The sequence below is a fragment of the Mesorhizobium sp. M1A.F.Ca.IN.020.06.1.1 genome (assembly GCF_004023265.1).
Lineage (GTDB): Bacteria > Pseudomonadota > Alphaproteobacteria > Rhizobiales > Rhizobiaceae > Mesorhizobium.
In genome coordinates this window covers 1-4,982 of record NZ_RZSR01000418.1, presented here as the reverse complement: position 1 = coordinate 4,982, position 4,982 = coordinate 1, and the positions used below count along the sequence as shown (strand labels likewise).

Annotated in this window: 6 protein-coding genes and 1 pseudogene; 1 reads left to right on the top strand and 6 read right to left on the bottom strand. The window is 66.0% G+C overall.

Annotated features, from left to right (window positions below; genetic code table 11):
- On the bottom strand, positions 1 to 447 hold a 447-nt coding region (locus EOA60_RS18575), incomplete at its 3' end, for an SH3 domain-containing protein (RefSeq protein WP_128311707.1).
- Between the two features lie 168 nt (positions 448 to 615).
- Here EOA60_RS18575 and EOA60_RS18570 point away from each other — a divergent pair.
- Positions 616 to 1,617 carry a D-glycerate dehydrogenase gene (locus tag EOA60_RS18570; RefSeq protein ID WP_066996380.1) on the top strand — a complete coding sequence of 334 codons (1,002 nt, stop codon included), beginning with the start codon at positions 616 to 618 and terminating at the stop codon, positions 1,615 to 1,617.
- 15 nt (positions 1,618 to 1,632) lie between these two features.
- Here the strand turns inward: EOA60_RS18570 and EOA60_RS18565 are convergent, their stop codons facing one another.
- The 5 genes and pseudogenes from EOA60_RS18565 to EOA60_RS18545 form a co-directional block, all read right to left on the bottom strand.
- Positions 1,633 to 2,046, bottom strand: a complete 414-nt coding sequence (locus EOA60_RS18565) for a DUF126 domain-containing protein (RefSeq protein WP_067324544.1) — start codon at positions 2,044 to 2,046, stop codon at positions 1,633 to 1,635.
- Positions 2,043 to 3,296: an aconitase X catalytic domain-containing protein gene (locus EOA60_RS18560; RefSeq protein WP_095824220.1), complete on the bottom strand. Its 1,254-nt coding sequence runs from the start codon at positions 3,294 to 3,296 to the stop codon at positions 2,043 to 2,045. The genes EOA60_RS18565 and EOA60_RS18560 overlap by 4 nt, the downstream gene beginning before the upstream one ends.
- A complete protein-coding gene (locus EOA60_RS18555; RefSeq protein ID WP_095824219.1) occupies positions 3,293 to 3,781 on the bottom strand; it encodes a GNAT family N-acetyltransferase in 489 nt (162 codons plus the stop codon). The genes EOA60_RS18560 and EOA60_RS18555 overlap by 4 nt, the downstream gene beginning before the upstream one ends.
- A 4-nt stretch (positions 3,782 to 3,785) precedes the next feature.
- Complete coding sequence (locus EOA60_RS18550) at positions 3,786 to 4,541, bottom strand: molybdopterin-synthase adenylyltransferase MoeB (RefSeq protein WP_095824400.1); 756 nt, start codon at positions 4,539 to 4,541, stop codon at positions 3,786 to 3,788.
- Between the two features lie 105 nt (positions 4,542 to 4,646).
- Positions 4,647 to 4,982 (bottom strand): annotated as a pseudogene (locus EOA60_RS18545) (DNA replication and repair protein RecF); the annotation flags it as partial.

Genomic DNA, 4,982 nt, shown 5'->3' with positions numbered 1-4,982 from the left:
CGAGCCCATCACGCCTGGCTCGAGGATGGCGACAACGCCGGCGTCCTTGTCGGGATCGTCGAGCAGATTGATTCGGCCGCCCTTGCCGCGCTGCCAGGGGGCGACGATCGCGGTGCGGCGGCCCGAAAGCAGCGACTGGTTGATCCAGCCTTCGGAGCCGTCGGCGTCACGCACGCGGCGCCAGGTGTCGAATTCCTGGATGATTTCCATCGGCAGTCCGGCCTTCATATACATCCAGTCGACGGAATAGTTGGCGCCCGGACCGACGCGCGAGTTGACGCGTCCGGATTTCAGGCTGACGAAGCGCGGCAGCGGCAGGCCGCTCGGCCCCAGCGTCACGGTCTGCGCCGACGTGGCCGCGCCTTGCGCGGATGTCTGCGGCGCCCAAAGCAGAGTGCCGAGAACGGCTGCGCTGAAAGCCAGGCGGAGCGAGGCGAAACCAGACACGTTCATTCCTTTCGGCGCCGGTCCGTGGGAGGAGCGCCCCTTTTTCTTTGTCTTCGGCGGCACCGCTTGTTACAGGAGTGGGCTGATACCGCGACTGGCTTCAAGTTTCGCTTGTCTTGGTTAAAGAGGTCTCAACGAGATCGGTTTCGAGGAAGCTTCGGGGAAAAAATGGCAGGTAAAAAACGGCCCCTCGTCGTCATCACGCGCAAGCTGCCCGATCCGGTGGAGACCCGCATGCGCGAACTGTTCGACGCGCGCCTCAACGTCGAGGACCGGCCGATGACCCAGCCTGAGCTGGTTGCGGCGGTCAAGGAAGCCGACGTGCTGGTCCCGACCATCACCGACCACATCGATGCCGCGCTGATCGCCCAGGCCGGCGAGAACCTCAAGCTGATTGCCAATTTCGGCAACGGCGTCGACAAGATTGACGTCTCGGCGGCTGCCAAGAAAGGCATCACCGTCACCAACACGCCGAACGTGCTCACCGAAGACACCGCCGACATGACCATGGCGCTGATGCTCGCCGTGCCGCGCAGGCTGGCCGAAGGCGCCAACGTGCTCACCGGCGAGAAGAAATGGGCCGGCTGGTCCCCGACCTGGATGCTCGGCCGCCGCATCTGGGGCAAGCGCCTGGGCATTGTCGGCATGGGCCGTATCGGCACGGCGGTCGCCAGGCGCGCCAAGGCGTTCGGCCTGTCCATCCACTACCACAACCGCCACCGCGTGCTGCCGGCGGTCGAGGACGAATTGGAAGCGACGTATTGGGAAAGCCTCGACCAGATGCTCGCCCGGATGGATATCATCTCGGTCAACTGCCCGTCGACGCCGGCGACCTTTCATCTGCTGTCGGCCCGGCGGCTGGCGCTGATGCAGCCGGCGGCCTACATCGTCAACACAGCGCGGGGCGACATCATCGACGAAGAGTCGATGATCAAACTCATCCAGGACGGCAAGATCGCCGGCGCCGGCCTCGACGTCTACGAGCACGAGCCGGCGCTGAACAGCAAGCTGTTGAAGCTCGCCCACAAGGGCAAGGTCGTTCTGTTGCCGCATATGGGCTCGGCGACGCTCGAAGGCCGCATCGACATGGGCGAGAAGGTGATCATCAACATTCGCGCCTTCTTCGACGGCCATCGCCCGCCGGACCGTGTGTTGCCGCTCAGGACCTGAAAAACCACGGGTTGTTCAGGCGGCGACGCTCACGGCGCCGTCGTCGTCGACTTTGACGGTGCTTCCGCGATAGGCGTCGAACACACCGCGTCCGAGCCGCACCGCCATAGGTGTTTCCCAGCCCATTTCGCGCGCGACGATCAGGCCGAGCAGAAGAATGGCGTCCGGCTCGTGCAGCACAAGGGCTGCCGGCCCGCGGCCGTTGTGGACCAGTTCCATCAGCACTGCCGAAGCCGACGACGAGCCGATGGTGCCCGGCAGGAACAGCACCCGGCCGGAAATCACCTCGCCATGCTGCGGGTGGCGGACATCGGCGATGCGGCCTGTCTGCGGGTCGACGCCGCCCCAGAAGCTGATCGGCGCCGTCAGCACCAGCGCTTCGCCTTTACCGGCCTTGCCCCGTACCAATATCTCCGTGGCGGCGCTCATGCGGCGAGGTCCGTGAAGCGCGGCTTGCCGGCGACCGCGCTTTCGACGCAATCGGCGAGCGAGGCATAGAGCACCGCATAGCCGGTGTTGCCCGGAGCGTAATGCGCGAACTTGCCCGAATTGGTCATAAGCACGCCGCCGGCAAGTTCCGGCATGATCGGCGTCACCACCACGCATGTGTCGGCAACGATGACGACCCCGCTCGCTTCGAGCCTCTTCCGCCGGCCGTCCTGCTCCAGGAAGGCAAGCACATGACGGCCGGTGCAGGCATAGATCGGCACGGCGAGCCGTCTTCCGGCAATCAGCCGCTCCAGCATCTCGAACTCGGCAAAGGACAGATGCGGGCTGCCAATGGCGACCGCATCGATGGTTTTCGGCACCGCCGCCGTCGACAGGCCGGCGCGAGCCTTCGCCGCCATCTGCGGCGTGACGTGGATCACCGCCTCCGGTTTCGGCTCGGCCAGAATGGTTTCGACGTTCGGCGCCTCTGGCGTGACACCTGCAATGTGGAACAGCCCGACCGCGCCGGAGGAAGCGGCAGCGGCGCCGAAGGCCTTTAGCGCGTCGTCGCCGGGATGATTGGCGATGCCGGCGACGACGCCGATCGTATCCCCGACCTCGCGGCCATAGAGGCTGCCCAGCACCGGCCAGGCGATCTCGGAAGCGAGGAAGGAAGGCAATAGGCCCGAGACGTCGAACACCAGCCGCGCCCGGCGGTTCTCGGCCCGGTGCAGGCCATAATCCGGTGCGCGGCCGGTGATGGCGCAGGCGATGTCGAGGAAATCGCCGTAGCGGTTGGTGCGGGCGCCCAGCACCGAATTGCAGAACACCACCGCATTGGACTCGCCCCAGGCGACATCGCTGCCCTGTGCCGGCCTGTGCCCGGCCTGATAGGGCGCGCAGGTCCAGCTTTGTTCGCAGCCGAGCTTGCGATAGGCATCCATCATCCGCCGCGCCATGCCGCGCTGCGGCTCTTCCAGGCGGATGCGCGAGCAGCCCGTCAGGTCGAGCGCCCCGACATTGAGCGTCGAGCGCACGGCAACACTGGCGCCGCCTTCGACCAGCCGCTCGGCGAACAGCGTGCCGGAATCGCCATGATAGAGCGCGCCGTCGATATGCGCCGAACAGATCGGGATCAGCCCCGGCGCGCCGAGCAGGCGCGCGCTCTCGGCGACGATGCGCATCGCCATTCCCGCGCCGTCCTTACCGGCGGCGGTTGCCTGTTCCTCCGGGCTGAGCGCGAGGCTCAAGACAGCACCTTGCGCATGGTGATCGAGGTCGGCCTGTCGTAGCCCGCATGCGCGGTGCGCCCGGTCTCGCGAAAGCCGAGCCGGGCGAAGGCCGCGTGGTTCGCCGTAAGCTCGATACGCGTCTGCAGCTCGAGGGCCTGCTTGCCGCGCCGGTGGGCAAGATCGTCGACGGCCTGCATCAGCCGTCCGCCTATGCCTCGCCCCTGAAGGCCAGGCTCGACGGCAAGCTTGCCGACATAGAAATCGTCTGCCCTCTCCATCGCAAAGACGCAGCCGACGATCCGGCCGTTCTCCATGGCCAGGAACGGCGTTTCTTGCCCGGCCTTGCTCTTGAGGTTTTCGGGTGTGAGATGATGCGCCGAGGACGGCGGGTCGATGACGCCGTCCATATAGGCGAAGGCGCGCCGGATCAGCGCCAGCAATTCGTCCCACTGCGCAAAGTCCGGCGGAAGCTCGCTGACGAGGAGAGTGGCCGTCTGATCCATGCGCTCAGACTGCCTTGTAGCGGACGGTGTCGAAACGGGCGGTCAGCCCGTCGTAAAGCAGCAGCCGGCCGACCAGCGGCTCGCCGATGCCGGCGATCAGCTTAATCGCTTCCATTGCCTCCAGCGTGCCGATGACGCCCGTCAGCGCGCCGACGATGCCGGCAACGGCGCAGGATGGCACCAGCCCTTCGGGCGGCGCTTCCGGAAAAAGGTCGCGGTAGCCTGGATTGCGCTGGCCATTGGCCCCCGTTTCAAATGGCTTCAGCACCGTCACCGAGCCGTCGAAGCGGCCAACGGCAGCGGTGACCAGGGGCTTCTTTTCCTGGGCGCAGGCATCGGCCAGAGCATAGCGTGTCTCGAAATTGTCGGAGCCGTCGACCACGATATCGTATTGGGCGACGAGGGCAGGGGCATTTTGCTCGGTCAGCCTGAGGCGATGCAGTTCCACCCTGACATTGGGGTTGATGCGCAAGATCGCCGCCGAAGCGCTGTCGGTCTTCGCCATGCCGATTGTATCGCTGCCATGGATCACCTGCCGCTGCAGGTTGGACAAGGAGACATCATCGTCGTCGACGATGCCGAGCGTGCCGACGCCGGCCGCCGCGAGATATTCGAGCACAGGCGCCCCAAGCCCGCCGGCGCCGATCACCAGCACCCGCGCCCGCTTCAGCTTCTGCTGGCCGGGGCCGCCGATTTCGGGCAGCACGATGTGGCGGGCATAGCGCTCAAGCTCTTCGTCGGTGAGTGCAGCATTCGTCATGGCCGGACCATATAGCGGGCAGGAAACCTTGTCATGCACATGCAAGGCGAAGCCTTGTCCCGCAGGACAAATCGTCGTGCAAGGGGCTTTCAACTCTTCGACAGTTCAGCCGGTCGGGCCGACGCTGCCGTGATCGACCGTCAGGAATTGCGCCCGCCCGGCAAGGCTGGAAAACAGCGCCGCGTCGGTGCCGGTCATGAAGGCCTGGCAGTTGAGCTCTTCGAGGATGGAAAACAGCGCAGTGCGCCGGCCGCTGTCGAGATGCGCGGCGATCTCGTCGAGCAACAGGATCGGCGTCAGGCCCGACATCTCGCCGGTCAGCCGCGCATGCGACAGCACGATGCCGACAAGCAGCGCCTTCTGCTCGCCGGTCGAGCACAATTCGGCCGGCATCGACTTCGGCCGGTGGCGGACCGCGAGGTCGGAGCGGTGCGGACCGTC